Origin of the sequence: Aquimarina sp. RZ0 (genome assembly GCF_008370685.1) — a bacterium.
In the GTDB taxonomy this organism is placed as follows: Bacteria; Bacteroidota; Bacteroidia; order Flavobacteriales; family Flavobacteriaceae; genus Aquimarina.
Window position 1 is genome coordinate 1 of sequence record NZ_VTZU01000178.1, and the last position, 2591, is coordinate 2591.

General features: G+C 33.1%; 3 protein-coding genes. All 3 read right to left on the reverse strand.

Annotated features, from left to right (window positions below):
* A partial coding sequence (locus F0000_RS26985) for a site-specific integrase (protein ID WP_149627802.1) occupies positions 1–430 on the reverse strand: 430 nt, incomplete at its 3' end.
* On the reverse strand, positions 430–1350 hold the full coding sequence (locus tag F0000_RS26990; protein WP_149627803.1) for a tyrosine-type recombinase/integrase: 921 nt from the start codon (positions 1348–1350) through the stop codon (positions 430–432). The genes F0000_RS26990 and F0000_RS26985, both read right to left, overlap by 1 nt.
* 42 nt (positions 1351–1392) lie before the next feature.
* A partial coding sequence (locus tag F0000_RS26995) for a hypothetical protein (RefSeq protein ID WP_149627804.1) occupies positions 1393–2591 on the reverse strand: 1199 nt, incomplete at its 5' end.

The following is a 2591-nucleotide window of genomic DNA, read 5'->3' on the forward strand; positions in this document are numbered from 1 at the left end:
TTAATCCAACGATAATTTTATTACGTTTTGCTGCGTATTTGGTAAACTGATTGGTGTATTTATTAAACTTTTCAGTCTCATAACTATAATATAAATCTTCGAGTTCATCAGCTTCTAAAAGGTTGTGCAACATCTTTTTTACCGTTCCTTTTACAGATACATCTTCTAATGGATTTTCAGTTCTTTCTGCTATTTCTATAAAGTAATCAAAGTAGTTTCGTAATGTGACTAAATGATTATTGATGGTTTGTGGTTTTATCCTTTTCTGTTGTAAGTATTTAATGTATTTCATACAGGTTTTATAATCGATCTCGGTTGCTGTAACCTTTCTTCTTTTTAACCATTTTGTAAACTCTGCTATTCGCTTTAGGTAATGTTCTATCGTTGTATTACTATAATTTCCTTTGTGTAAGTATTCTATATATTCCATTAGTTGTATTTTAAAATATGAGTATAAATTTGTGTGCTTTCTAAGCTGCTGTGCCCTAAAAACTGTTGTATATCCTCGATCTTCATTCCTGCCTGTAAAAAGTGGGTTGCGATACTGTGACGTAATGCGTGTGGTGTGATATTCTTTTCGATTAAACTTCTATCTTCTGTAGCTTTAATAACTTGTTTTAGATCGTTTTCTATGGCAGAACTTCCCATTTTAATACTTCTTTCAGTAATAAATACATAGTTGCTTTCACTTGATTTTTTAAAGCTCATCCGTGCATCGTATACATAATCTTCTAATATTTGAAGGTTGTATAAGTTGATAGGTATAAAGCGTTCTTTGTAGTTTTTACCTTTTCTTACATAGATTCGTTCTTTATCAAAAAGGATATCTGATATTTCTAAGTTGAGTACTTCATTTCTTCGCATTCCACAACTGTACAAACACACTAATAATGCTTTTTGTCTGGCTCTAAACCTTGGTAATGGGTTACTGTAGCCCGTTGCCATAAACAGGTCTTTGATTTCTTCCTGTGATAATACATTTAGTTTTTCTACTATAGTTGAGTTTTCTCTTTTGATGGGTAGATTAAAAGGTTTCTTGTTATGCTTTTTTAGGTATTCCCTGAACTTATGTAAGGATTGTAAATGATTATTGAGATAGATATTGCTTAGTGCGCCACCTCTGGTTTTATTGGGTCGTTGCTTTAAATCCCCGTAATACTTTCTAATATGATGATCTTCTATATAATCAATATGATTGATATCATTTTGCTCTAGCCAGTAGAAGAACTCACATAATTGATTGGGATAGTTCTTTCGCATCCCTTCGCTATATCCTAATATATCCAACCATTCCTTAAAATTGGTCAGTAGGGTTCTATAGCTAGCGTTTTGTAGCTTACTTTTTTTCATAGGGTATGTATTTTTTAAGATTTTGTAGCGAGCGGCAGTTAATTAACTGGCTTTCTTGCTTTTGGATTCGCGAGTAGAGGACTTGCGGGTTGGTTGCGGGGTTGCGAGTTGTATTTGTAGGATGCAACTATTTAAAGCATTGTCAATACTGGCTTTTAGCCAATCATATTCTTTCATATCTGTGATTTCAAAACAATAGCTTTTGGTCTTTTTACGCTTCACCCTTTTTATATATCCTTCTTCCTGTAATTGTTTGTGATATCCTCGTAAAGTACTTTCTTTGATATGTAATTGCTTACGGATTTCGGCATTGGTAAAAGTCGTTTGCTTACTTTCTTTTAGATAGGTTTTTAATCGCTCTAAATGATTTCTGGCTGCTCCTGTAATCGTATCACTTTTACGTAGTAAAACCTCTTTGATTAGTTCGTTGGCTTCTTCGATATCTTCAATCGTAGTTTCTACATACATCTCGCCTGTTTCGTGATCGGCTTTCTTTTCTCTTTGCCATTGTTTGTAAAAGGTAACCGCTTCTATAAATTGTAAATAATGTGCATTGGTTCTACGAGGTTTAAAAACTGATGGTGGTAAACTTAGGTATTCTGCATACGGATTACGAACTGATACAGGATTTAAGGTTCTTTGTACATCCCTTAAAAATCTAGCTGCTGTAAATTCTTCTTTAGCATTTCGTTTTCCTGCACTTAACAATCGCTGGTAATCCATAATTTTTTTATCCTGTTCTTCCGATTCATCGATATATAATAAAAAGCTACGATTACTATTATCTTCATAAATAGATTCTTGTGTTGTACAACCTGCAACGCTTACAGGACCTTCTACGACTAAATGTATTGTTTTGCTTTCTCCACGAGCATCTTTATGAACAACCGTTTTAGTGATTCGTTTTTTAGACTGTAACTCCCGCAATGGATAAAGTACAGATTCTGCACCATCTAAATCTTCAATTAGGATAAGTTTGTATTGTAATTCGGTTCTATTAAAATAGTAAAATGCATTAGCAGATAATACCGTGATTTCTATTTTATCTTCATCAGGTATGAGTTCGGCAACTTTACTTTGTAAATGTGTTTTACCAACTCCTGAACTACCCAAACTAATACAATGCAATGGATTATTAGTTTTTCTTGATGTAAATATCAAGTACATTAATAATCGGTTAGTTTCTTCTCCGATCACTCCAGATTTTCCTATTAACTCATTGGTCTTTTTAAGTAAGTCTT

Coding starts and splice junctions, on each gene's coding strand:
- F0000_RS26990 (WP_149627803.1), bottom strand. CDS start 1,350: ATGAAAAAAAGTAAGCTACAAAACGCTAGCTATAGAACCCTACTGACC.